The organism is Nocardiopsis sp. RV163 (assembly GCF_001029525.1).
GTDB classification, from domain to species: domain Bacteria; phylum Actinomycetota; class Actinomycetes; order Streptosporangiales; family Streptosporangiaceae; genus Nocardiopsis; species Nocardiopsis dassonvillei.
This window is the reverse complement of the sequence record NZ_LEKI01000063.1, coordinates 1-22,853: the sequence shown is the minus strand read 5'-3', so window position 1 is coordinate 22,853 and position 22,853 is coordinate 1. Positions and strand designations below refer to the sequence as shown.

Genomic DNA, 22,853 nt, shown 5'->3' with positions numbered 1-22,853 from the left:
GGGCGTCAACGCCGACACCCCTCCCCTCGCCCCTCACGGAGGCGGGGCGGTGCTGTCGCGCACGACGAGTTCGGTGGCCAGCTCGACCCGCGGGCTCTCGATGATCTCGCGCTGCACCAGGCGGTGCACGGTGCGCACCGCGAGCCTGCCCATGTCCGACAGCGGCTGGCGCACGGTGGTCAGGGACGGCGAGGACCAGCGCGCCTCGGGCAGGTCGTCGAAGCCGACCACGCTGACGTCGGCGGGCACCCGCAGGCCGCGGCGGCGCAGCGCCTCGTAGACGCCCAGCGCCATCTGGTCGCTGGCCGCGAACACGGCCGTGGGCGGCTCGGCGAGGTCGAACAACCGCTCCCCCGCCCGGAAGCCGGACTCGTAGCCGAACTCCCCCGGCACGACCAGTTCGTCGTCGACCGCGAGCCCCGCCGTCTCCAGGCCCGCCCGGTAGCCGTCGAGCCGGGCCCGGCTGCACCACAGCTCGGGGCGCCCGGCGACGAAGGCGATGCGCCGGTGGCCGAGGTGGATCAGGTGCTCGGTCGCGCTGAGGCCCCCGGCCCAGTTGGTGACGCCGACCGTGGGCGTGTCCAGGTCCGGGACGCCCACCGGGTCCACGACCACGGCGGGCACGTGGAGCTCCCGCAGCTCCTCGCGCAGCTCGGGGTCCAGGTCCGTGGTCACGAGGATCGCCCCGTCGGTGGCGCGCGAGCGCACGTTCTCCAGCCACTGGCGGGTGGAGCTGACCCGGCGGTGGATGGCCGACACCACGATGCCGGTACCGCTCTCGTGCGCGGCGTCCTCCACGCCGCGGATGATCTCGACGGCCCACGGGCTGTCCAGGTCGTTGAAGACGAGGTCGAGCAGGCCGACGCGCTCCCGGGGCCGGCTCCCGCGACGCCGGTAGCCGTGGGCGCGGATCAGGCTCTCCACGCGCTCGCGCGTGGCGGGGGCGACGTCGCCCCGGCCGTTGAGCACGCGCGAGACCGTCGGCGCGGAGACGCCCGCCTCCTCGGCGATGGCGGAGATCGTGACGTCTCGGGACGGGGTGTCGGACATGGTCCTCCTTCGTGCTCACCCAGAGTACGAGCACAGCTGGCGGGGCGACAGCGCCGAGACGGGATCTTGACGCTGCGTCCGGTGACGACCTAGGGTCCATGGACCTTCGTATGTTACGGAATTTTCCGGAACTTCCCGTCGGTCGCCAGATCGGAGATCCCCCCATGAAGCCGCTCCGCCTCGTCACCGCCGTCCTCGCCGCGACGGCGCTGGCGGTCCCACTGGCCGCCCCCGCGGCCGCCGCCCCCGGACACGACCACGGCGGCGGCCACCGGCCGCCGCACCACCACCGGCACGACGCGAAACCGGGCACGCTGCGCTGGGCCGCGCCCGAGGGCCTGGTCATCGGCACCGCCGTCGCGGGCGGCGGTCACCACGTGGACCAGGACTACCCCGACCCCTTCACCTCGGACCGGCGCTACCGCCGGATCCTGGCCCGGGAGTTCAGCTCGGTCTCCCCCGAGAACCAGATGAAGTGGGAGTACATCCACCCCGAACAGGGCGAGTACGCGTTCGGGATGGCCGACAGGATCGTGGACTTCGCCGAGCGCCACGGCCAGGACGTGCGCGGACACACCCTGCTGTGGCACAGCCAGAACCCGGAGTGGCTGGAGGAGGGCGACTTCACCGACGAGGAGCTGCGGGAGATCCTGCACGACCACATCACCACCGTCGTCGGCCGCTACGAGGGCCGGATCTCGCAGTGGGACGTGGCCAACGAGGTCTTCGACGAGTCGGGGGAGCTGCGCACCGAGGACAACATCTGGATCCGCGAGCTCGGGCCGGGGATCATCGCCGACGCCTTCCGCTGGGCGCACGAGGCCGACCCCTCGGCGGAGCTGTACTTCAACGACTACGGCGTCGAGGACGTCAACGCCAAGAGCGACGCCTACCACGCGCTGGTCCAGGAACTGCTGGCGGACGGCGTGCCAGTGCACGGGTTCTCCGCCCAGGCGCACCTGAGCATGCGGTACGGGTTCCCGTCCGGCCTGGAGGAGAACCTCCGGCGCTTCGACGACCTCGGCCTGGGCACGGCGCTGACCGAGGTGGACGTGCGCATGGACGTTCCCGGGGGCGGGCAGCCGACCGGGGAGCAGTTGGAGCGGCAGGCCGACTACTACGGCCGGGCGCTGGAGGCCTGCCTCGGGGTGGAGGGCTGCGACTCCTTCACCATCTGGGGCTTCACCGACAAGTACTCGTGGGTGCCGGTGTTCTTCGAGGGCGAGGGAGCGGCGACCGTCATGGACGGGGACTTCGACCGCAAACCCGCCTACTTCACCCTGAGGTCGCTCCTGCGGGAGGCCGGGGACGACGGTCCGGGCCGCCCTCCCCGTCCGGGCCACGGCGAGTAGCCGGGCGCGGCGCCGCCGCCCGCCCCCCGAAGGTCAGGCGGCGGTGTGGTAGATGTTCTGCGCCCGGCCCAAGCCCTCGGTGAGCACCGTGCGCACCGCGTCGGCCGCGCGTTCGACGTTGAGGTCGAGTTCGGCCCGCTCGGTGGAGGAGAAGTCCTTGAGCACGTACGCGGCCGGGTCCATCCGGCCGGGCGGGCGGCCCACCCCGAAGCGCACACGGATGTAGTCCGGGCTGGACAGGGACGAGGTCATCGACTTCAGGCCGTTGTGCCCGCCCGGCCCGCCGCCCTTCTTGAGCTTGAGCGCACCGAAGTCGATGTCCATCTCGTCGTGCACCACGACGATCCGCTCGATGGGGACCTTGTAGAAGCGGGCCAGGCCGGAGACCGGGCCGCCCGACAGGTTCATGAAGCTGCGCGGCTTGGCCAGCACCACGGGGACGCCGTCCAGACGGGTCTCCACCACCTCGGCGTGCGCCTTGTGCGCCTTCCAGCGCTCGCCGCCCGCGAGCGCCTCCACCACCAGGAATCCGGCGTTGTGCCTGTTCCCGGCGTACTTGGGCCCGGGATTGCCCAGCCCCACGACGAGCCAGCGCTCGGTATCGGCCATGTCCTCGTTCTCTCCGCCGACGCTTGCGTCCCCGGCGCCGCGCGCGCCGGAGCCCCTGCCGCCGAACAGCCTGCCCAACCAGTCGCCCATGGGGCACGACCCTACCGGGACGGCGGCTGACACGACGGACGCGCGGCCCCTGCAGGGAGACCGCGCGTCGCCGTGTGTGGCCTGTGAACGCCTACTCGGCGGCGGCCTCCTGGGCGGCCTCGCCGCCCTCGCCCTCGGCGGCCTGGGCGGCCTCCTCGCTGGTCTCCGGCTCCTCCTCCACGCGCGGGGCGGAGACGGTGAGCAGGATGGCCTCGGGGTCGGTGGCCAGAGTGACGCCGGAGGGCAGCTTGACGTCGGCGGCGGTCGGCGCGGCGCCGATCTCCAGGTCCTCGACGACGAACTCGACGCCCTCGGGGATGTGGGTGGCCTCGGCCTCGACGGCCACGGTGACGAGCTCCTGGGTGAGCACACCCGGGGCCTTGACCTCACCGATCAGGTTGACCGGGATCTCGACCTCGACCTTCTCGCCCTTGGAGACGACCAGCAGGTCGATGTGCTCCAGGAAGCCCTTGATGGCGTCGCGCTGCACGCTCTTGGGCAGGGCGAGGTTGTCCTTGTCCAGGCCGTCGAGGCGGATCAGGACGTTGGGGGTCTTCAGGGCGAGCATGAGATCGTGGCCCGGCAGGTTCAGGTGGCGGGGCTCGGTGCCGTGGCCGTAGAGGACGGCCGGCACCTTACCCGCGCGGCGGGCGCGACGAGAGGCGCCCTTGCCGAATTCCGTGCGGGGCTCGGCAGCGATACGTACCTCGGACACGACAAAACTCCTCGGGTTCAACCCCGCAGAACGGGGAACACGGCTCCAGTAGCACGAACGATTCCCGCCCTTGGCGGGGAATGCGGCGGGGACTGCCCTCAGGCAGGGACGCGACCGCCCTGGTTCCAGGCGTGCCCGGCGAGCCGTCACCGGACCCGCCCGGCCCGGGAACGCTCGTCGCGCACCCCTGCCCGCCTTCCGAGCGCAGCCTTCTTAGGGCTCCGCCTGGGCACGGGGACACTCGGTCAAGTCTAATGGCTTCGCCGACGACTCCGAACATGGCCCGCGATTCCCTCCCCGGTCCGGACAAGCCCCCAGAGAAACCCGCCGCCGGGCGGGCCTCCGCGCGGACGCCCGCGAGGGGGGACCGCCCGGCGGCGGGCGCGGCCCCGGCCCTCCAGACGGCCGCCGGCGCCCGGGGCACGCGCCAGGGCCCGCCCAGCCCGGAAAGCGCCGGTCAGCGCACCGGAGAGCGTCTGCGGCGCCCCGGGACGCGCCCTGTCCGCCGGACACGGTCCCGCAGGCGGGCCGTGAACGACGGGGACCTCCCGCGGCGGCCCGGCGGGGCGGCCTCGGGAGGTCCCGGGCGGGGGGACGCGTCCCCCGACGTCTACTCGAACAGGCTCGTGACCGAGCCGTCGGTGAAGACCTCGCTGATGGCGCGGGCCACCAGCGGCGCGATCGAGAGCTGGGTCAGCTTCTCGAAGGAGCGCTCCTCCGGAACGGGCAGCGAGTTGGTGATGACCACCTCGGAGATCCGCGAGTTCTGGAGGCGCTCGGCGGCCGGACCGGACAGCACGCCGTGCGTGGCGGCCACCAGGACCTTGGCCGCGCCCTGCTCGAACAGGGCCTCGGAGGCCTTGACGATGGTGCCGCCGGTGTCGATCATGTCGTCCACCAGCACGCAGACGCGGCCCTTGACCTCACCGACCACCTCGTGCACCCGGACCTGGTTGGCGACGTCCGGGTCGCGGCGCTTGTGGATGATGGCCAGCGGGGCGCCGAGGCGGTCCGCCCAGCGGTCGGCGGTGCGCACCCGGCCCGCGTCCGGGGAGACCACGGTGATCTCGGACTGGTCGACCCGGCCGGCGATGTGGTCGGCCAGTATCGGCAGCGCGAACAGGTGGTCCACCGGGCCGTCGAAGAAGCCCTGGATCTGGTCCGTGTGCAGGTCGACGGCCATCATCCGGTCCGCGCCCGCGGTGCGGAACAGGTCGGTCATGAGGCGGGCCGAGATGGGCTCGCGGCCGCGGTGCTTCTTGTCCTGGCGGGCGTAGCCGAAGAACGGGGTCACCACGGTGATCCTCTTGGCGGACGCGCGCTTGAGCGCGTCCACCATGATCAGCTGCTCCATGATGGACTCGTTGATCGGGTCGGAGTGGCACTGGATGACGAACGCGTCCGAGCCGCGCACCGACTCCAGGTAGCGGACGAAGATCTCACCGTTGGCGAAGGTGTCGAACCGGGTGGGGACCACGTCGATCCCCAGTTCCTTCGCGACCTCCTCGGCCAGGCTCGGGTGCGTGCGCCCCGAGAAGAGCATCAGGTTCTTCTGGCCGGTGGCCTTCATCCCGGTCACGTGTTTCTCCCCCACAGTCACTGCTTGTCGTCGGCTCTGCGCCGATCGGCCTGCTCCGCCGCCTCGGCGGAGGGCGTGCCCGGGCGCTTGCGCCGGGTCCAGCCCTCGACGTTGCGCTGGCGGTGCCCCTCGGAGACGGCGAGGGCACCGGGCGGCACGTCGTCGCGGACCACGGTCCCCGCCCCGGAGTAGGCGCCGTCGCCCACGCGGACCGGTGCGACGATGGTGTTGTCGCTGCCGATCCTGACGTGGTCGCCGATGACGCTCCGGGACTTGTTGACCCCGTCGTAGTTGACGAACACGGAGGAGCAGCCGATGTTGCTGCCCACGCCGATGTCCGCGTCGCCCACGTAGGTCAGGTGCGGGATCTTGGACTCGGCGCCGACGTTCGAGTTCTTGACCTCGACGAAGGCTCCGGCCTTGGACCGCTCGGCCAGGCGGGTGCCCGGCCGCAGGTAGGTGTAGGGGCCGACGGAGGCCCCGGGGCCGATCTCGGCCCGGTCCGCCGTGGTCTCGCGCACCGAGGCGCCCGCGCCGACGACCGTGTCCCTCAGGTCCGCGCGGGGGCCGACCACGGCGCCCTCGCCGACGGAGGTGGCGCCCAGCAGTCGGGTACCCGGTTCGATCACGGTGTCGCGGCCGATGGTGACCCGGGCGTCCACCCAGGTGGTGGCGGGGTCCACGACGGTGACCCCGGCGAGCATGTGCCCGTTGACCAGCCGGTCGTTGAGGACGCGGCGGGCCTCGGAGAGCTGGACGCGGTTGTTGACGCCCCGGACCTCGTGCCAGTCGTCCGCCGCCCAGGCGCCGACCCGGTGGCCGTCGCCGCGCAGCAGGGAGACCGCGTCGGTCACGTACTCCTCGCCCTTGGCGTTGTCGGTGGACAGGCGCTGGACGACCTCGGACAGCAGTGCGCCGTCGAAGGCGTACATGCCCGAGTTGATCTCGTCGATCGCGTGCTGCTCGGGGGTGGCGTCGGCGTGCTCGACGATGCCGGTGAAGTCGCCGTCGGCGTCGCGGACGATGCGGCCGTAACCGTGGGGGTCGGGTACGCGCGCGGAGAGCACGGTGACTGCGTTGCCCTCCTGGTCGTGGGCCGCGACGAGCTCCGCGAGCGTGGAACCGCGCAGGAGGGGGGTGTCTCCGCAGGTCAGGACCACGGTGCCGCTGAGCTTGACGCCCTTGGCGGCCAGGTCCTCGATCGCCATGCGCACGGCGTGGCCGGTGCCGTTCTGCTCCTCCTGGACCGCGGTGGCGGCCTGGGGGGCGATCTCCTCCAGATGGGATCTGACCTGCTCGCGCGCGTGGCCGACGACCACGACCGCGTGCTGGGGGTCGAGTTCCCGCGCCGCCGCGAGCACGTGGCCGAGCATGCTGCGGCCGTTGAGCTCGTGGAGGACCTTGGGAAGCTTCGACTTCATTCGGGTGCCCTCGCCCGCCGCGAGGACGATGACGGCAGCCGGACGGTTCACGCTCACTGAGGAGTCCCTCGTGGTAGCTGGTGGCTGAGATGTCGGCTCACCCCTCGGCGGCGCGACCCGCATGCCGCACGGGCGGCCGTCGGATGACCAGCGGCCGACATGGGAAGGATACATGTGCGTCACCGGCGCCCCACGGGCGCGTGACGCGGGGGTGGGCGGCGGTCGGCCGCACCGCGCCTGTGGCGGCGGTTTCCTCGGGCCCGGTGTGAGATGCGCCGCTCCGGACGGGCACGTGCGCATCCGCGGGGACGCGCGGCGCGCGGAGGAGCGCGCGGGTGCGCGCGGGGGACGCCGGAAGGGCTCCCGGACCAGGGCTCGAACCTGGACGATGGGGACCAAAACCCCACATGCTGCCGATTACATCATCCGGGAACGCGCGGGGTGGACCACGCCACCCGTGCGCCAGCCACCAACATAGCGCCTTTCAGGGAGGGCTTGCCAAACCTACGGCATCGTAGGTTACGGTTACGTAGGAATAGGTTGGGTCGTCGCGGCGGTCACTTCGGTGCCGTTCGGACGCCGTCCTGACCGTGACGACGACCGACTGCCCGACGGCGAGGAAGAACCATGACCGCTGCTCCCGAGCTACCGACCAAGAACACAGAGCCCAAGCGCGAGGCGATCCCCGAGTACGAGCCCGAGCCGCGCGGCAGGGCCGAGCGGTACACGGTCTTCGCGTTCGTGTTCGTGCCGCTGATCGCCCTGCTGGCCTCGCTGCCCTTCTTCTGGGGCTGGGGCCTGTCCCTGACCGACATCGCCATCGCCTCGGTCTTCTACCTGATCAGCGGCCTGGGCATCACGGTCGGCTTCCACCGCCACTTCACGCACGGCTCGTTCAAGGCCAAGCGCCCGCTGCGCATCGCGCTCGCCGTCGCCGGTTCGCTGGCCATCGAGGGCAGCGTCATCAAGTGGGTCGCCGACCACCGCCGCCACCACAAGTACGCCGACGCCGAGGGCGACCCGCACTCGCCGTGGCGCTTCGGCGACGACTGGAGGTCGGTCGCCAAGGGCCTGTACTACGCGCACATGGCGTGGATGTACCTGGACGACAAGAAGACCTCGCCGCGCCGCTTCGCGCCCGACCTGCTCAAGGACAAGGACATCGTCCTGGTCGACAAGCTGTTCGCGCCGATCGTGCTCTTCTCCCTGGGCGCCCCGGCGCTCATCGGCGGTCTGGTCACCATGTCCTGGTGGGGCGCGTTCACCGCCTTCTTCTGGGCCAGCCTGGTCCGCGTCGCGCTGCTGCACCACGTCACCTGGTCGATCAACTCCATCTGCCACACCATCGGCGAGGAGAACTTCGAGGTGCGCGACCGCTCCCGCAACGTGTGGTGGCTGGCCATCCCGTCCTTCGGCGAGTCCTGGCACAACCTGCACCACGCCGACCCCACCTGCGCCCGCCACGGCGTGCTCAAGGGCCAGATCGACATCTCCGCCCGCGTCATCTGGTTCTTCGAGAAGTTCGGCTGGGCCTCCAAGGTCCGCTGGCCCAACAACGAACGACTCGCCGCCAAGCGGGTCAGCATCTAGGATCGGTAGCCATCATGGGAGCAGCCGACAGCGATCAGAAGATCCGTGTGCGCCGCAAGCGCATGACGGGCAAGGAGCGTCGGCAACAGCTCGTGGAGATCGGACGGGAACTGTTCGCCGAACGCGGGTTCGACGCGGCCTCCGTCGAGGAGATCGCCGCGCGGGCCGGTGTGTCCAAACCCGTGGTGTACGAGCACTTCGGCGGCAAGGAGGGCATCTACGCGGTCGTGGTCGACCGTGAGATGCGCACCCTCCTGGCGATGATGGGCGAGGCCCTCTCCGCCGAAGGCGCCCGGAGCAAGATCGAGAACGCGGCCCTGGCCCTGCTGCGGTACGTGGAGGAGAACACCGTGGGGTTCCGGGTGCTGACCCGGGACTCGCACGCGGCCTCCGGCACGGGAAGCTTCGCCAGCCTGCTCAACGACATCGCCAGCCAGGTCGAGCACATCATGGTCGACGAGTTCGCCGAACGGGGCTACGACCCGGCGCTCGCCCCCATGTACGCCCAGGCCCTGGTGGGGATGTGGGCCCTGACCGGCCAGTGGTGGCTGGAAGTGCGCAGGCCCAAGCGCGAGGTGGTCGCCGCGCACCTGGTCAACCTTGCCTGGAACGGGCTGTCGAGCCTGGAGCCGAAGCCGAGGCTGCGCCCGGGCAAGCGCGGGCCGGGCTGACGCGGGGCGGTCCTCTCGACCTGCGGGGCGGGTGTGCGCGGCATACCCGCCCCACTATCTTGATGTCAAGAGATAAGCTGTCCCCATGCGCGATGAGGTGGATGGGCTGATCGAGGCGTGGCGCTCCGAACGCCCCGACGTGGACGTGACGCCGCTGGAGGTGTTCAGCCGGGTGTCGCGGCTCGCGCGCCACCTGGACCGTGCCCGGCGCACCGTCTTCACCGAGCACGACCTGGAGCCCTGGGAGTTCGACGTGCTCGCCGAACTGCGCCGCTCCGGTCCCCCGTACGAGCTGAGCCCCGGGCGGCTGCTGCGCGCCACCCTGGTGACTTCGGGGACCATGACCAACCGGGTGGACCGGCTGGCCGCGGCCGGGCTCGTGCGGCGCCGCCCCGACCCGGCCGACAAGCGCGGGGTCCTGGTCCGGCTGACCGAGCAGGGCGCCGAGCGCATCGACGCGGCCCTCAGGTCGCTCCTGAGCTACGAGGAGACCCTGCTGGCGCCGATGGCCGACGGCGACCGCGAACAGTTGGCTTCGTTGCTGAGACGCCTCCTGGCGCCCCTGGACAGGGGGCCCGGGGCCCAGCAGGGCTAGGCGCCGGGCTGCACCCGTCTCCCGCCGGGGTCCGGACGTCCGCACCGACGGGGCGGGCGCGCGGGAGGTCGCGTCCGTCTCCGCCGAACGGGTCCGCTGACCGGCGCGTACCCCTCCTCCGCCCCCGGAGGCGGGTCCGCCGCCGTGTGTCGGAAGCCGCACGGCGGCAGCGCGTGAGAACCGCGCGCCCCGGGGTAGTGCAGCCCCGGTACGCGCAGTCGATCGTTCGGGGGGACACGTGCGGGTCCGTTGGATGGCCGCGGCGGCCGCGGCCGTGCTGGTCGCGGGGTGCTCGGGCAGCGGTGGCGGGGGCGCTGGCGGCGGCGCCGAGGACGGCGGGGCGGACCCGGGCGGCCGCTACCTGTCGCTGGGCGACTCGATCAGCGTGGGCGTGCAGCCCGACGCCGACGGCGAGCCGGTGGAGACCTCCGAGGGCTACACCGACGTCCTGTACCGCACCCTGAAGGAGGAGCGCCCGGGCCTGCGGCACGAGCGGATGGGGTGCGCGGGCGAGGACACCACCACCTTCAAGGAGGGCGGCCTGCCCGGTTGCGACCCGCGTTACGAGCACGGCTCGCAACTGGAGGAGGCCGAGGCCTTCCTGGCCGAGCACGAGGGCGAGGTGGACCTGGTGACGCTGACCGTCGGCGCCAACAACTTCACCCGCTGCGTGCGGGGGATCAACTCCCCCGAGGGGCGGGCGCCCGACTCCGGGGACGTGGACATCGACCGCGGGTGCGTGGAGGAGGGCCTGGACCGGCTCCGGGAGGAGACCCCCGAGATCGCCGAGCGGCTCCGCGAGGCGGCGGGGCCGGACACGCAGATCATCGGGATGACCTACTACAACCCGTTCCTGGCCTTCCTGCTGCTGGACGGGGACCCCGCCCAGCAGGCGACCGCGGCGGCGGAGGAGGCCGAGGAGCTCTTCCCCGAGACCGAGGCGCGCGGGGGTCTGGCCGAGGAGGCGGTGGACATCCTGCTGGAGGTCAACGGGACGATCGCCGAGGCATACCGGGCGGAGGGGATCGACGTGGCGGAGGTGGACTCGGTCTTCGAGTCCACCAACCAGGAGGTGCCCCGGGGCAGTGGGACCGGGCTGCCCGCCAACCTCCAGAACGTCTGCGACCTGACGTGGATGTGCAACGGCGAGCGGGGTCCGGACATCCACCCCAACGAGGAGGGCGCCCGCGAGATCGCCGCCGTCTTCGCCCGGCAGGTGGACCGGGCCGGGTGACCCGGCCGGGCCCGGCGGCCGCGTTGCGGGCGGGCCGCCGGGGGGGCGTGGCGGCTCCGGCTACCCCGCGTCGCCGGGGAGCGCCTTCTCGATGAGCGCGGTGATCCTGGGGTCGTCGGGCTCGGTCGAGCTGCGGAAGCGGTGCACGGCGCCGTCGGGGAGGACGAGGAACTTCTCGAAGTTCCACTTGACCTTCCCGGCCTTGCCGCCCTCGTCCTCGGCCGAGGAGAGCGCCGCGTAGAGCGGGTGCTGCTGCTTGCCGTTGAGCTTGGCCTTGGCCGTCATGGGGAAGGTGACGCCCCAGGTGGCCGAGCAGTACTCCGCGATCTTCTCCTCGCTGGCGAACTCCTGGAGGAACTGGTTGCTGGGCACGCCGAGCACGGTGAACCCCCGGTCGCCGTACTGGTGCTGGAGCTTCTCCAGCCGCTCGTACTGCGGGGTGTAGCCGCAGCGAGAGGCGACGTTGACCACCAGCCTCACCTTGCCGGACCACTCGCCGAACGTCGTCTCGCGTCCGTCGATCAGGGTCACCGGGATCTCGTCCAGGTCGCTCATGCGCGTCCATCTCCTCGTTTGCCGGGGCGCCGACGCCCACCGCGCGGCGCGGTGCTTCACGACGTATTCGGAGCACACGCCGCCGTGGCTCGGATTCTTTCTCAGGAAAGGGTCCCGGTCCAGTCGTACCGCCCCAACGGGCCGGACGCCCGTCCGGAGGGCTCCGGACGGGCGTCCTCCGCGGTCAGCCGCGCCTCGGCCTCACTCCCCGACGAGTTCGGCCTGCTCCAGCCAGACCTCCTCCAGCTCCCCGCGCTCGGCTGCCAGGGCCTTGGCCTCGGCGTCGAGTTCGGCGAGCCGGGTGTAGTCCTCGGCCGCGGCGGCCATCAGCTCGTGCAGCTCCCCCTCGCGCTTGGCGATGCGGTCCATTCGCCGCTCGACGCGCTGCATCTCCTTCTGCGCGGCGCGCCGCTCGGCCGCCGACACCGCGGGCGGCTCCGCAGGGGCCTGGGCCGCGGCGGCCTCGGAGGCGCCCAGCGGCACGGTGGCCTCGCCCGCGCTGGCCGCGCGGCGCTGGAGGTACTCGTCCACGCCGCCGGGCAGGAAGGCCAGACCGCCGTCGCCCATCAGGGCCAGCACGCGGTCGGTGATGCGCTCCAGGAAGTAGCGGTCGTGGCTGACCAGGACCAGGGAGCCGGGCCAGCCGTCGAGCAGGTCCTCCAGCTCGGTGAGCGTCTCGATGTCCAGGTCGTTGGTGGGCTCGTCCAGCAGCAGCACGTTGGGCTCGTCCATGAGCAGGCGCAGCAGCTGGAGGCGGCGGCGCTCACCGCCGGACAGGTCGCCGATGGGGGTCCACTGGCGCTCACCGCGGAACCCGAACCGCTCCAGCATCTGGCTGGCGGTGTAGTCGCGCTTGCCGATGGTGACGTGCTCGCGCACGTCCATGACCGCTTGGAGGGGGCGGGCGGCGGGGTCGAGCTCGGCGACGTTCTGGGACAGGTGGGCGAGCTTGACGGTCCGGCCGGTGCGCACGCTGCCGGAGTCGGGCTCGCGCTCCTCGGCCAGGATCCGGAGCAGGGTGGACTTGCCCGCGCCGTTGACCCCGACCAGGCCGACCCGGTCGCCTGGGCCCAACTGCCAGGTGAGGTGGTCGAGCAGGGTCCGGTCGGGTACGGAGGCGGACACGTTCTTGAGGTCGATGACGGTCTTGCCGAGGCGGGAGCTGGCGAACTTGACCAGTTCGACCGTGTCGCGGGGCGGCGGCTCGTCGGCGATGAGCTGGTTGGCCGCCTCGATGCGGAACTTGGGCTTGGACGTGCGGGCCGGGGCGCCGCGGCGCAGCCAGGCCAGCTCCTTGCGCATGAGGTTCTGGCGGCGCTCCTCGGCGGCGGCCGCCTGGCGCTCGCGCTCGGCCTTGGCCAGGACGTAGGCTGCGTAGCCGCCCTCGTAGCGCTCGACCGCGCCGCGCCCGACCTCCCAGGTGCGGGTGGTGACGGCGTCCAGGAACCAGCGGTCGTGGGTGACGACCACGAGCGCCTCGGGACGGGCGCGCAGGTGCTCGGCGAGCCAGGCGATGCCCTCGATGTCGAGGTGGTTGGTGGGCTCGTCCAGGACGATGAGGTCGTGGTCGTCCACCAGGAGCCGGGCCAGGCCGGAGCGGCGGCGCTCGCCCCCGGAGAGGCCGCTCATGGGGGTGTCCAGGTCCCAGCCGCCGAGGAGTCCGCGCAGGATGTCGCGGACGCGGGCGTCGCCCGCCCACTCGTGCTCGGCCCGGTCGCCCAGGACGAACTCCCCGACAGTGGAGTCGGGGAAGGTGTCGCGCTGGTGCAGGAAGCCGATGCGCAGCCCGCGGTTGTGCACCACCCGCCCGGAGTCGGGCTCGGTGATGCCCGAGAGCACGGAGATGAGCGTGGACTTGCCGCCGCCGTTGCGGCCGACGACGCCGATGCGCTCACCCTCGTCGACGCCGAGCGACACCTTGTCGAGGAGTACGAGCGGCCCGTAGGCCAGGGACACGTCCTGAAGATTGACCAGATTCATCGCTATCCATTGTGGCGGCAGTGCCGTGGTGCGCTGACCGCGGCCGCTCCCCCGGGGCGGCGGCCGGCCCTCACCCAGGCTCCGGCTGCTCCCCGTCGAGCAGCAGCCGGGCCACCGCGTCGTCCGTCACCAGTGTGGACACCAGGCCGCTGCGCAACGCGGCGCCGATCGCCCTGGCCTTGGCCTCGTCCCCGGCTCCGGCGACCGCCACCAACTCGGGCACCCGGCGGAGCTGGTCCGCCCGGACGCTGATGACCCTCTCGTCCAGGTCGGAGTGCACCTGGCGCCCGTCGGCGTCGAACAACTGGGCGGACATCTCCGCGCAGACGCCCAGCGCCGTGTACCTCGCCCGCGAGTCCGGGTCCAGCGCCTGGAAGACGGTCGAGTTGCGCTCGTCCCAGCCCCCGATGGCCACCACGGCCGTCGTGAGGCGGTCGAAGTGCGCGAACGCGGAGGCGATGCCCGGGTCGGCGCGCAGCGTCGCCGCCGTGGCGGCGTCCGGCAGGATGAGCGGCGCGTAGATCGGGTACGCGGGTCCGCCCGAGAGCGCGGCCGCCCGGCGCACGGTCTCGACCGATCCGCCGTCCTCCGCCTGCTCAGACAGCACGCCGTTGAGCTGCACGACCGTGCAGCGCGGCAGGTCGACCATGTCCAGACCCATCGACTGGAGCGACCTGCTCCAGGCCAGCCCCAGCACCTCGTCGGGCCGCACGATCTCCGACAGCAGCCGCGCCGCCACCGAACCCAGCGCCCGGCGCGTGTCCCGCGGATCCTCCAGGGCGTCCACGACGATCGCCCGGCGCAGGCCGAAGGCCGCGCGCATGCGCTCGGACAGCTCCCCGTCCAGCCGGGCGGGCAGGCGGATGTCGATGCGCACGATCCCGCTGCTGCGGGCAGTCTCCAGGTCCCGGGCGACCTTGAACCTGCTCAGGCCGAACTCCTCGGCGATCTCCACCTTGGACCGCCCGTCCAGGTAGAACCTGCGGGCGATGGCGGCGAGCCGCACCATCTCCGCGGGGCCGCTGGGGGCCGTCTCCTGAACCTCACCACGCTGATCGCTCATACGTGCAGGAGTGTACTCGAATGTGCCCGATCCATTGACAGCACGTTTCCGATGGGCGTTCAATGTTCGAAACATCTGTGACTCATGTTGCTCACATGAGCATCCAACGGGAGGTTTCCAACCGTGCGTGCCGCCATCATCACCGAACCGGGCTCCGTCACCGTCGGAGACCGCCCCGACCCGCAACCCGCCGCCGACGGCGTGGTGATCCGGGTCGGAGCCTGCGGGATCTGCGGGACGGACCTGCACATCGCCGACGGCGAGTTCCCGCCCAGCCCCTACCCGCTGGTGCCCGGGCACGAGTTCGCCGGAACGGTCACGGCAGTCGGCGAGAACGCCCCGGGTGACCTGCGCCCGGGCGACCGGGTGGCCGTGGACCCCTCCCTCTTCTGCGGGCACTGCGAGTACTGCCGCGCCGGGCGGGGCAACCTGTGCGCCAACTGGGGCGCGATCGGCGACACCGTGGACGGCGCGTTCGCCGAGTACGTGGCCGTCCCCGCAGCCAACTGCTACCGCCTGCCCGACTCGGTGAGCATGCGCGAGGGCGCCCTGGTCGAGCCGCTCTCGTGCGCCGTCCACGGTGTCCGGCGGATCGGGGTGGAGAACGGCGAGCGCTTCCTGGTGGTGGGCGCCGGGACCATGGGCCTGCTCCTCCAGCAGCTTCTGCAGAACTCCGGCGCCCGCGTGACCGTGGTCGACCGCAACACCCGCCGCCTGGCCATCGCGGCCGACCTCGGCGCCGCGGCCACCGCGACGGACACGTCCGAACTGGGCGACGAGCGCTTCGACGCCGCCGTGGACGTCACCGGCGCGCCCCCGGCCATCGAGGCGGCCTTCGACTCGCTGAGGCGTGGAGGGCGCCTGCTGGTATTCGGGGTCGCCGACGAGGCCGCCCGCGTGGCTCTGTCGCCGTTCCGGATCTACAACGACGAGATCACCGTCGTGGGCTCCATGGCCGTGCTGAACAGCTACGGGGCGGCCGTGGACCTCATCAGCGCCGGCGCCGTGCGCACCGCTCCGCTGCTCACCGACGCCCTGCCCCTGGAGAAGTTCCCCGAGGCGCTGGCCATGATGCGCGCGGGCACCGGGGTGAAGGTCCAGATCGTCCCCGACGAGACCGCCTGACCCGGGAAGGCAGCGAAGTGCACACCACCTACGCCGTCCGGGCGACCGCCGTCGCCGCCGCCGGACTGCTGCTCACCGGGTGCGCCGGGATGGGCGCCCTCCCCTCCGAGGACGGCGCCACCCGGCTGACCGTCGCGATCGTGTCCAACCCGCAGATGCAGGACGCGATCTCTTTGGAGTCGCGTTTCCGCGCGGAGCACCCAGGCGTCGCGATCGACTTCGTGTCCCTGCCCGAGAACGAGGCCCGCGCCAAGATCACCACCTCCGTGGCCACCGGCGGGGGCGAGTTCGACGTCGTCATGATCAGCAACTACGAGACCCGTCAGTGGGCCGAGTACGGCTGGCTGGAGAACCTGCAACCCTCCATCGACGCCGCCGAGGGCTACGACCACGAGGACTTCATCCCCTCTATCAGGGAGGACCTGTCCTACGAGGGCGACATGTACTCGGTGCCCTTCTACGGCGAGTCCTCCTTCCTCGCCTACCGCGAGGACCTGTTCGAGCAGGCCGGGGTGGAGATGCCCCAGAACCCCACGTGGGAGGAGGTGGCGGACCTGGCCGCCGAGCTCGACGGCGTGGAGCCGGGGGTCTCGGGGATCTGCCTGCGCGGCCTCGCGGGCTGGGGCGAGGTGCTGAGCCCCTTCAACAGCGTCCTGAACACCTTCGGCGGGCGCTGGTACGACGAGGACTGGAACGCCGAGATCGACTCCCCCGAGTTCCGGCGCGCGGCCGAGTTCTACGTGGACCTGGCGCGGGAGCACGGCCAGCCGGGCGCCGCCAACAGCGGGTTCGGGGACTGCCTGAACCGCTACTCCCAGGGCCGGGCGGCCATGTTCTACGACTCCACCTCCATGGTCAGCACCATCGAGGACCCGGACTCGGCGACCGTGGCCGGGCTCAACGGCTACGCCGCGGCGCCGGTGGCCGAGAACGACTACGGCGGCTGGCTCTACACCTGGGCGCTGGGCATCCCCTCCACCTCCGAGCACAAGGAGGAGGCGTGGGCGTTCCTGGAGTGGATGACGGACAAGGACTACGTCCGCACCGTCGCCGAGGAGTACGGCTGGCAGCGGGTGCCGCCCGGCAACCGGCTCTCCACGTTCGAGGTCCCCGAGTACCGGGAGGTCGCCGGGGCCTACGCCGAGCCCATGCTCCAGGGCATCCAGGAGGCGGACCCCGAGGCCCCGGGCACGCGCCCGGTCCCCTACGAGGGCATCGGCTTCCTCGCCATCCCCGAGTTCCAGGACCTGGGCACCCGGGTCAGCCAGCAGCTGAGCGCGGCCGTGGCCGGGCAGATCACCGTCGAGCAGGCGCTCGAACAGAGCCAGGAGTACGCCGAAGTCGTCGGTGAGACCTACAAGGAGGACGACCGATGAGCGCTGTGACCGCGCCCGCGCGCGAGGCGCCCGCGGCGGCGACGCCGCCCGAGCGGCCGAGGCGGAGCCGAGGCGGGGGCGGATGGGTCCGCCGGGCCCCGCTCCTGCCCGCCCTGGTGTTCATGCTGGTCGTCACGCAGCTGCCGTTCCTGGCGACGGTCGTGTACTCGCTGCGCTCGTGGAACCTGCTGCGGCCCGACTCGCAGGCGTGGGTGGGCCTGGGCAACTACGCGGCGGTCTTCACCGACCGGCAGTTCCTGGGCGCGGCGGCGAACACGGTGCTGATCACCGGCTCCTGCGTCGTGGTGGCGATGCTGCTGGGCATCGGGCTGGCGCTGCTGCTGGACCGGAAGTTCAGAGGGCGCGGCGTGGTGCGCACCTTCGTCATCACCCCGTTCCTGATCCTGCCCGTGGCCACGGCTCTGCTGTGGAAGCACATCATGCTGGAGCCGGTGTTCGGCCTGGTGAACTTCGTGCTGTCGCCGTTCGGGGTCGAGTCGTTCGACTGGGTCTCCCAGGCGCCGGTGTTCTCCGTGGTGGCCGCGCTGGTCTGGCAGTGGACGCCGTTCATGATGCTGCTGGTGCTGGCGGGACTCCAGAGCCAGGGCTCCGACGTGTTGGAGGCGGGCCAGGTCGACGGCGCGTCCCGGTGGCAGATGTTCGCCTGGATCACCCTGCCGCACCTGCGCCGCTACATCGAGCTGGGCGTGCTGCTGGGGTCGGTCTACGTGGTCAACACCTTCGACACGATCTACATGATGACCCAGGGCGGACCGGGCACCGCCAGCTCCAACCTGCCCTTCTACGTCTACCAGCGGACCTTCCTCGGGTTCGACATCGGCCAGTCCGCGGCGATGGGCGTCGTGGTGGTGGTCGGCACCATCATCGTGGCGACGCTGGCCCTGCGGCTGATCTTCCGCACGTTCATGAACGCACAGGAGGCGACATCGTGACCGCCCGAGCCCCCGAACGACCCGCAGGCGGCGCCGTCGCCGCACGCGCGCCGCGCCGGGCCGGCCGCTCCCGGGCCCGGCTGGGAAGCGCCGCCCTGACCGCGTTCACGTGGGCCGTGGGACTGCTGTTCGTGTTCCCGGTGCTGTGGCTGGTGCTGACCGCGTTCAAGGAGGAGAACCAGGCGGCGACCGACCCGCCGACGCTCTTCTTCCAGCCGACGCTGGACCGGTTCACCACCGTCCTGGGCGCGGACTTCCTGCCCTACCTGGGCAACTCGGCGATCGCCACCCTGGCGTCCACGCTCCTGGTGCTGCTGCTCGGGCTGCCCGCCGCCTACGCGCTGTCGGTGGCCCCGATCAAGCGGACCCAGGACGTGCTGTTCTTCTTCATCTCGACGAAGATGCTGCCGGTGGTGGCGGTCGTGGTGCCGATCTACGTCGCCGCCGCGCACCTGTCCATGCTGGACAACGTGTGGACCCTGGTGGTGCTGTACACGGCGATGAACCTGCCCATCGCGGTGTGGATGCTGCGGTCGTTCTTCCTGGAGGTGCCCAAGGCGATCGTGGAGGCGGCCCGGGTGGAGGGCGCCGGGCTGGCGCGCGTGCTGTGGTCGGTGATGATGCCGGTGATGGCCCCGGGCATCGCGGCGACCGCGCTGATCTGCATGATCTTCGCCTGGAACGAGTTCTTCTTCGCCGTCAACCTGACCGCGGCCCGGGCCGCGACCGTCCCGGTGTTCCTGACCGGCTTCATCACGAGCGAGGGGTTGTTCGTGGCGCAGTTGGCGGCGGCGGCCGTCATGGCGTCGCTGCCCATCGTGGTGGTGGGCTGGGCGGCCCAGCGCCAGCTGGTGCGGGGCCTGTCGATGGGCGCCGTCAAGTAGCGGGAGGCGCCCGGGGCCGCACCACGCAGGGCCCCGGGCGGGTCTGGCTGATCCCCCCGTCCGCCGCGGAGGCGCGGGCCGCACAGGCGGGCGGGCCACACGAGGGGGTCGGCCACGACGGCGAGCGGGTCAGACGAGGAAGAACGCACGGGCGGACTCGGCGATGCCCCCGGTGTCCAGTCCGTGCGCCTGGGCGTGCTGCGCCGGGGTTCCGTAGGCGCGCACCTCGCGGTCCCGCGCCACGCCCAGGCCGAGCTGGCGGTGGCGCCGGTCGGCTAGCGCCGCGGCGACCTCGTGCGCCGAGGTCCCGCTCAGATAGGGCTCCACCACCAGCACGTCGGCGTTGCCCGCCGCGCCGACGAGCGCGCTCAGCCCCTCGCGGTCGAAGGGGCGCACGGTGGCCGTGTAGGCGACCGTCACGTCCAGGTCGGCGGTGGCCTCCAGCACCCGGTCCAGCATCGGCCCGACCGCCACCACCACCCCGGCGGAGCGCGGCGAGCCCGCGCGCACGACGCAGAGGCGTCCGTCCAGCGGCATCGCCGCGCGGTTGGCGGTCCCCGACAGGCGCACGTACACGCGGTGCTCGCCGGGCAGTGCGGCCTCCAGCGCGGCGCGCACCTCGTCGGGGTGCCCCGGCGCGTACACGGTCCACCCCGGCAGGGTGTCGAGCAGGGCCACGTCTCCGGGCGCCTGGTGGGTGCGCCCCTCCTCCGCGGCGTCGTAGGAGCCGCCGATGCTCACCAGCACGGCGCCCACGCCCTGGTGGCCCAGGTCCAGCTTGAGCTGTTCGAAGGGCCGCTCCACCAGGAACGGCGCGTAGCTGTGCACGACCGGGCGCATCCCGGTCAGCGCCAGTCCCCCGGCTACGCCGATCATGGCCTGCTCCCGGATACCCACGTCGACCACCCGGCCGGGGTGTCGGGCTGCGGCGCCGCGGAACATGCCCGCGGAGATGGCGGCCAGGACGACGGTCAGGCGCGGGTCGGTGTCCATGGCTCGGTTGACGGTGGCGGCGAAGGTGTCACGCATGGGGCTCTCCTAGGAACGGACGCGGGCGACGACGGCCAGCGGCCGTCCGGGGTGGGGGCGGGTGAGCGCGCCGTACAGGGCGTCGTGGTCGCGCCCGGAGACGTCGCGGGCCTCCCAGCCCTCGATCCCGAAGCGGGCGCCGATACCGCCCGGCCACCCGTGGCTGGCCGAGGCGTTGTCCACGGCGACGACGGTGAGGTTGTCCACGCCGAGCCGTCCGGCGACCGCGATGGCCTCGTGGTTGCTGCCCTCGTCGAGTTCGCCGTCGCCGACGAGCACCACGACGCGGGGTTCGGTCCCGTCGGGGCGGCGGATCCCCCGGGCGCGCAGGCCGAGCGCGCTGCCCAGCCCCAGGGGCAGTCCGTGGCCGAGCGACCCGCTGCCGATCTCCGCGCCCGGGACGAGCAGCCGGTCCGGGTGGTGGCCGAGGGGCGAGTCGAAGGCGGTCCATCCGCGCAGCGTCGGCACGTCCAGGAAGCCCTTGGCCGCGAGCACGGCGTAGAAGGCGGCGGGCCCGTGCCCCTTGGAGAGCAGGAAGCGGTCCCGGGCCGGGTCGTCGGCGGTGTCTGGGGTGACCGACAGCACGCGGTCGTAGAGGACCCACACGATGTCGAGCGTGGAGTGGGCCGCTCCCTTGTGCTTCTCGTCACCCTCCATGAGTCCGATGAGGGCGGGCAGGTCGGCGTAGCGCGAGAGGGCGGTTGCGGTGGTCATGTCCACCAGTGTTGAACCCCAACAAAGGTTGAGGTCAACCGGCGCGGACCTCCTCCGGCCAGCAAAGCCGTAGGTGATTTACGTCACAGGATGGTGGCCCCGGGGACGTCCCCGTACGCCGTCACGACCTGCTCGCACAGCCCGCTGCCCTCCAGCGCCGCCACCACCGCGGCCTCCCGCTCCGCGACGACCGACTCCTTCTCCTCGCCGCCGCCGACCAGGAAGGCGCAGGTCGGACCGGACCCCGACACCAGGGAGCCCAGCGCCCCCGCGCCGGCGCCGGTCTTGAGGGTGCGCTCCAGCTCCGGCAGCAGCGAGAGGGCGGCCTCCTGGAGGTCGTTGGTCAGCGCGGCGCCCAGGGCCGCCGGGTCGCCGCCGGCCAGCGCGTCGGCCAGCACCCGGTCCGGCAGGGGCTCGGGGGCGTCCGGGCGGATGCGGTCGTACTCGGCGAACACCCCGGCCGTGGACAGGCCGTGCGGAGACAGGGCGAAGACCCAGCGGAACCTTCCCGGGCTGGTCACGGGCCGCAGGAGCTCACCGCGGCCCGTGCCCACCGCGGTGGCGCCCAGCAGCGCGAAGGGGACGTCGCTGCCCAGGTCGGCCGCGTACCCGAGCAGCTCCTCCAGCGGCAGGCCGCAGCCCCACAAGCGGTCGCAGGCCAGCAGGGCGGCCGCGGCGTCCGCGCTGCCCCCGGCCATTCCGCCCGCCACCGGGATGCTCTTGTCCAGGTGGACCGTGACCGGGCGGCCCCGGCCGGTCCGCTCCGCCAGCAGGGTCACCGCGCGCGCGGCCAGGTTGGACCCGTCCAGGGGCACGCGGGACAGGTGGGAGCCCAGCGCGCCGCCCGCGGTCAGTCCGGCGAAGGCCCCGGTGGCGGATCCGACACCGCCGGGCGGGCTCGGTCGGCGCGAGGAAGCCGCCCGGACGGTAACCTCATCGAACAGCGAGACGGCGTGGAACACGTTGACGAGGTCGTGGAACCCGTCCTCACGTCTGGGCCCCACCGCCAACTGGAGGTTCACCTTCGCGGGGACCCGCACGGTTACGGTGGTATTAACGGTCACGAGTCCCCAATCGTAAAGGAACCCCCACCTTGCGTGAACACAGTGCCCCCCGGGGGCTCCGGTGTGTTCACCGCCTCCCGTCGGCCCGTAAGCCGTCGGAGGAAATCGGGAACCCCGGACGCGTTTCGGGGATCGTCACCACTGTCATGTCAGTTTCCGCCCGCCCCCAGAACGGCCCGATCAGGCCCGTGAGTGGGAATCCGGGCACAAACACCGCTACCTTGGGGCAAGGCGGAGTTTGGACACCGTCGGGGAGGGTCGCTTGCCGTCGGATGGGCTCCCGAAGAACCTGGAACCGCTGGCCGCCGGGGATCCGGCCACCATCGGTCCCTACGTGCTGTCCGGGAAGCTGGGTAGCGGCGGCATGGGAACCGTCTACCTGGGCAGCGCTCCCGAGCGCAGCAACCAGGTAGCCATCAAGGTCATCCGCCCGGAGCTCGCCTTCGACGAGGCGACGCGGGCGCGCTTTCGCGACGAGATGGAGAACGCCCGCAAGGTCGCCTCCTTCTGCACCGCCAAGGTGCTCGACCACGGGACGTTCGAGAACCGCCCCTACATGGTCACCGAGTACATCGCGGGCACCGCCCTGGCCGAGCACATCGCCGAGAACGGTCCCCTGGACTCCTCGACGCTGCACGGCTTCGCGCTGGGCGTGGCGGCCGCCCTGGCCGCCATCCACCGCACCGGGCTGGTCCACCGCGACCTCAAGCCCGCGAACGTGCTGCTGTCGCTCTCGGGCCCCCGGGTGATCGACTTCGGCATCGCCCGCGCGATGAACACCGCCACCAACCACACCCAGACCGGCATCGTCATGGGCAGCCCCGGCTGGATGGCGCCCGAGCAGCTACTGGAGGAGAAGGTCACCACCTCGGCGGACATCTTCGCCTGGGGCTGCCTGGTGGCCTTCGCAGGGAACGGCACACACCCCTTCGGCAACGGCGACGCCATGACACTGGGCAAGCGGGTGCTGTTCGCCGAACCCCAGATCGGCAACCTGGACAGCCCCCTGGACCGCCTGGTGACGCGCGCGCTGGCCAAGGAGCCGGGCCGCCGACCCACCGCGCAGGACCTGCTGCTGGAGCTGGCCGGCGGCGAGGACAACAGCAACCCCAACGACATCGTGTCCCACGCGCTGCACCAGTCGTGGCGGCCCAACCCCTTGGCCAGCGCGCGCGTCACCAGGCGGTCCAGGGGGCTGTCCAGG

At 72.1% G+C, this 22,853-nt stretch carries 21 protein-coding genes; 10 read left to right on the top strand and 11 right to left on the bottom strand.

The features are described from left to right. Positions 1 to 33 precede the first annotated feature (33 nt). Positions 34 to 1,050, bottom strand: coding sequence for a LacI family DNA-binding transcriptional regulator (locus tag ABD54_RS13325; RefSeq protein ID WP_047869795.1), 1,017 nt, complete (start codon positions 1,048 to 1,050; stop codon positions 34 to 36). Positions 1,051 to 1,214: 164 nt separating this feature from the next. Here ABD54_RS13325 and ABD54_RS13320 point away from each other — a divergent pair, with 164 nt between their 5' ends. Further along, on the top strand, positions 1,215 to 2,402 hold the full coding sequence (locus ABD54_RS13320; RefSeq protein ID WP_047869794.1) for an endo-1,4-beta-xylanase: 1,188 nt from the start codon (positions 1,215 to 1,217) through the stop codon (positions 2,400 to 2,402). A gap of 33 nt (positions 2,403 to 2,435) precedes the next feature. Here the strand turns inward: ABD54_RS13320 and pth are convergent, their stop codons facing one another. From pth to glmU, 4 genes are all read right to left on the bottom strand, one after another. Continuing rightward, positions 2,436 to 3,101, bottom strand: a complete 666-nt coding sequence (gene pth / locus ABD54_RS13315) for an aminoacyl-tRNA hydrolase (protein WP_047869793.1) — start codon at positions 3,099 to 3,101, stop codon at positions 2,436 to 2,438. Positions 3,102 to 3,192: 91 nt separating this feature from the next. Beyond that, on the bottom strand, positions 3,193 to 3,816 hold the full coding sequence (locus ABD54_RS13310; protein ID WP_047869792.1) for a 50S ribosomal protein L25/general stress protein Ctc: 624 nt from the start codon (positions 3,814 to 3,816) through the stop codon (positions 3,193 to 3,195). Between the two features lie 610 nt (positions 3,817 to 4,426). Continuing rightward, positions 4,427 to 5,395, bottom strand: a complete 969-nt coding sequence (locus ABD54_RS13305) for a ribose-phosphate diphosphokinase (protein WP_013154993.1) — start codon at positions 5,393 to 5,395, stop codon at positions 4,427 to 4,429. 17 nt (positions 5,396 to 5,412) lie between these two features. Then, complete coding sequence (gene glmU / locus ABD54_RS13300; RefSeq protein WP_082166803.1) at positions 5,413 to 6,873, bottom strand: bifunctional UDP-N-acetylglucosamine diphosphorylase/glucosamine-1-phosphate N-acetyltransferase GlmU; 1,461 nt, start codon at positions 6,871 to 6,873, stop codon at positions 5,413 to 5,415. A gap of 570 nt (positions 6,874 to 7,443) precedes the next feature. On the opposite strand from glmU, the gene ABD54_RS13295 reads away from it, so the two are divergent. The 4 genes from ABD54_RS13295 (at position 7,444) to ABD54_RS13280 (ending at position 10,906) form a co-directional block, all read left to right on the top strand. Continuing rightward, positions 7,444 to 8,406, top strand: coding sequence for a fatty acid desaturase (locus tag ABD54_RS13295; protein WP_047869790.1), 963 nt, complete (start codon positions 7,444 to 7,446; stop codon positions 8,404 to 8,406). Between the two features lie 14 nt (positions 8,407 to 8,420). Continuing rightward, entirely contained in the window at positions 8,421 to 9,077 is a 657-nt protein-coding gene (locus ABD54_RS13290; protein ID WP_047869789.1) for a TetR/AcrR family transcriptional regulator, read from the top strand. A gap of 85 nt (positions 9,078 to 9,162) precedes the next feature. Beyond that, complete coding sequence (locus ABD54_RS13285; RefSeq protein WP_047869788.1) at positions 9,163 to 9,672, top strand: MarR family winged helix-turn-helix transcriptional regulator; 510 nt, start codon at positions 9,163 to 9,165, stop codon at positions 9,670 to 9,672. 253 nt (positions 9,673 to 9,925) lie between these two features. Beyond that, positions 9,926 to 10,906: a GDSL-type esterase/lipase family protein gene (locus ABD54_RS13280; protein ID WP_047869787.1), complete on the top strand. Its 981-nt coding sequence runs from the start codon at positions 9,926 to 9,928 to the stop codon at positions 10,904 to 10,906. A 60-nt stretch (positions 10,907 to 10,966) separates the two neighbouring features. Here ABD54_RS13280 and ABD54_RS13275 read toward each other — a convergent pair whose 3' ends face one another. The 3 genes from ABD54_RS13275 to ABD54_RS13265 form a co-directional block, all read right to left on the bottom strand. Beyond that, positions 10,967 to 11,461 (bottom strand): glutathione peroxidase, encoded by a 495-nt coding sequence (locus tag ABD54_RS13275; RefSeq protein ID WP_047869786.1) that lies wholly within the window; start codon positions 11,459 to 11,461, stop codon positions 10,967 to 10,969. 201 nt (positions 11,462 to 11,662) lie between these two features. Continuing rightward, positions 11,663 to 13,441, bottom strand: a complete 1,779-nt coding sequence (locus ABD54_RS13270; protein ID WP_047869785.1) for an ABC-F family ATP-binding cassette domain-containing protein — start codon at positions 13,439 to 13,441, stop codon at positions 11,663 to 11,665. A gap of 70 nt (positions 13,442 to 13,511) precedes the next feature. Next, a complete protein-coding gene (locus tag ABD54_RS13265) occupies positions 13,512 to 14,450 on the bottom strand; it encodes a sugar-binding transcriptional regulator (protein ID WP_047869784.1) in 939 nt (312 codons plus the stop codon). Between the two features lie 177 nt (positions 14,451 to 14,627). Between ABD54_RS13265 and ABD54_RS13260 the strand changes: the two genes are divergently transcribed. Genes ABD54_RS13260 through ABD54_RS13245 form a run of 4 tightly spaced genes read left to right on the top strand, consistent with a single transcriptional unit; the run spans position 14,628 to position 18,842 of the window. After that, positions 14,628 to 15,629, top strand: a complete 1,002-nt coding sequence (locus tag ABD54_RS13260; RefSeq protein ID WP_047869783.1) for a zinc-dependent alcohol dehydrogenase family protein — start codon at positions 14,628 to 14,630, stop codon at positions 15,627 to 15,629. A gap of 17 nt (positions 15,630 to 15,646) precedes the next feature. Continuing rightward, complete coding sequence (locus ABD54_RS13255) at positions 15,647 to 17,005, top strand: sugar ABC transporter substrate-binding protein (protein ID WP_047869782.1); 1,359 nt, start codon at positions 15,647 to 15,649, stop codon at positions 17,003 to 17,005. Continuing rightward, on the top strand, positions 17,002 to 17,958 hold the full coding sequence (locus ABD54_RS13250; protein WP_047869781.1) for a carbohydrate ABC transporter permease: 957 nt from the start codon (positions 17,002 to 17,004) through the stop codon (positions 17,956 to 17,958). The genes ABD54_RS13255 and ABD54_RS13250 overlap by 4 nt, the downstream gene beginning before the upstream one ends. Next, entirely contained in the window at positions 17,955 to 18,842 is an 888-nt protein-coding gene (locus tag ABD54_RS13245) for a carbohydrate ABC transporter permease (RefSeq protein WP_047869780.1), read from the top strand. Before ABD54_RS13250 ends, ABD54_RS13245 begins: the two co-directional genes overlap by 4 nt. 129 nt (positions 18,843 to 18,971) lie before the next feature. Here the strand turns inward: ABD54_RS13245 and ABD54_RS13240 are convergent, their stop codons facing one another. The 3 genes from ABD54_RS13240 to ABD54_RS13230 all read right to left on the bottom strand — a co-directional run bounded on the left by ABD54_RS13240 (position 18,972) and on the right by ABD54_RS13230 (position 21,649). Next, positions 18,972 to 19,871 carry a transketolase family protein gene (locus tag ABD54_RS13240; RefSeq protein ID WP_047869779.1) on the bottom strand — a complete coding sequence of 300 codons (900 nt, stop codon included), beginning with the start codon at positions 19,869 to 19,871 and terminating at the stop codon, positions 18,972 to 18,974. A gap of 9 nt (positions 19,872 to 19,880) precedes the next feature. Next, entirely contained in the window at positions 19,881 to 20,585 is a 705-nt protein-coding gene (locus ABD54_RS13235; protein ID WP_047869778.1) for a thiamine pyrophosphate-dependent enzyme, read from the bottom strand. Between the two features lie 83 nt (positions 20,586 to 20,668). Beyond that, entirely contained in the window at positions 20,669 to 21,649 is a 981-nt protein-coding gene (locus ABD54_RS13230; RefSeq protein ID WP_082166802.1) for a 4-(cytidine 5'-diphospho)-2-C-methyl-D-erythritol kinase, read from the bottom strand. A gap of 262 nt (positions 21,650 to 21,911) precedes the next feature. Between ABD54_RS13230 and ABD54_RS13225 the strand changes: the two genes are divergently transcribed. Then, positions 21,912 to 22,853 (top strand): serine/threonine-protein kinase (locus ABD54_RS13225; protein WP_047869776.1); only part of this gene is annotated, 942 nt, incomplete at its 3' end.

What these genes read in the sequence shown, in the direction of transcription:
- ABD54_RS13250 (WP_047869781.1), top strand. Translation starts at nt 17,002, where the DNA reads ATGAGCGCTGTGACCGCGCCCGCGCGCGAGGCGCCCGCGGCGGCGACG.
- ABD54_RS13325 (WP_047869795.1), bottom strand. Translation starts at nt 1,050, where the DNA reads ATGTCCGACACCCCGTCCCGAGACGTCACGATCTCCGCCATCGCCGAG.
- ABD54_RS13270 (WP_047869785.1), bottom strand. Translation starts at nt 13,441, where the DNA reads ATGAATCTGGTCAATCTTCAGGACGTGTCCCTGGCCTACGGGCCGCTC.
- ABD54_RS13240 (WP_047869779.1), bottom strand. Translation starts at nt 19,871, where the DNA reads ATGCGTGACACCTTCGCCGCCACCGTCAACCGAGCCATGGACACCGAC.
- ABD54_RS13285 (WP_047869788.1), top strand. Translation starts at nt 9,163, where the DNA reads ATGCGCGATGAGGTGGATGGGCTGATCGAGGCGTGGCGCTCCGAACGC.
- pth (WP_047869793.1), bottom strand. Translation starts at nt 3,101, where the DNA reads ATGGGCGACTGGTTGGGCAGGCTGTTCGGCGGCAGGGGCTCCGGCGCG.
- ABD54_RS13275 (WP_047869786.1), bottom strand. Translation starts at nt 11,461, where the DNA reads ATGAGCGACCTGGACGAGATCCCGGTGACCCTGATCGACGGACGCGAG.
- ABD54_RS13235 (WP_047869778.1), bottom strand. Translation starts at nt 20,585, where the DNA reads ATGACCACCGCAACCGCCCTCTCGCGCTACGCCGACCTGCCCGCCCTC.
- ABD54_RS13290 (WP_047869789.1), top strand. Translation starts at nt 8,421, where the DNA reads ATGGGAGCAGCCGACAGCGATCAGAAGATCCGTGTGCGCCGCAAGCGC.
- ABD54_RS13320 (WP_047869794.1), top strand. Translation starts at nt 1,215, where the DNA reads ATGAAGCCGCTCCGCCTCGTCACCGCCGTCCTCGCCGCGACGGCGCTG.
- ABD54_RS13265 (WP_047869784.1), bottom strand. Translation starts at nt 14,450, where the DNA reads ATGGTGCGGCTCGCCGCCATCGCCCGCAGGTTCTACCTGGACGGGCGG.
- ABD54_RS13280 (WP_047869787.1), top strand. Translation starts at nt 9,926, where the DNA reads ATGGCCGCGGCGGCCGCGGCCGTGCTGGTCGCGGGGTGCTCGGGCAGC.
- ABD54_RS13295 (WP_047869790.1), top strand. Translation starts at nt 7,444, where the DNA reads ATGACCGCTGCTCCCGAGCTACCGACCAAGAACACAGAGCCCAAGCGC.